The organism is Pseudomonas sp. SIMBA_068 (genome assembly GCF_046534705.1).
GTDB lineage: Bacteria > Pseudomonadota > Gammaproteobacteria > Pseudomonadales > Pseudomonadaceae > Aquipseudomonas > Aquipseudomonas putida.
In genome coordinates this window covers 1-292 of record NZ_JAWRYI010000303.1, presented here as the reverse complement: position 1 = coordinate 292, position 292 = coordinate 1, and the positions used below count along the sequence as shown (strand labels likewise).

The following is a 292-nucleotide window of genomic DNA, read 5'->3' as shown; positions in this document are numbered from 1 at the left end:
ATCGATGGCTTGGCGCAACCCCTCGAACAAGCCCTGGCCACCCGCCAACTACCGACCCACCGTGCGCACCTGGTCGGCCTGCACGCCCAGGCGCTGGTGAACGCGCTGGTGCCCCTGGGCATGCGCGAATACTCCATCGCCTCGATTGCCAGCGACGGCGTGCTGGAACTGATCGTGCGCCAGGAACGCCATCCCGACGCCAGCCTGGGGCTCGGCTCGGGCTGGTTGACCGAGCACGCTGCAATCGGCTCGGGCATCAGCCTGCGCTTGCGGCGTAACAGCGGCTTTCACT

1 pseudogene is annotated in these 292 nt (G+C 67.8%); it reads left to right on the top strand.

What is annotated here, in order from left to right:
- Positions 1-292: pseudogene (locus tag SB756_RS29275) on the top strand (flavodoxin); the annotation flags it as partial.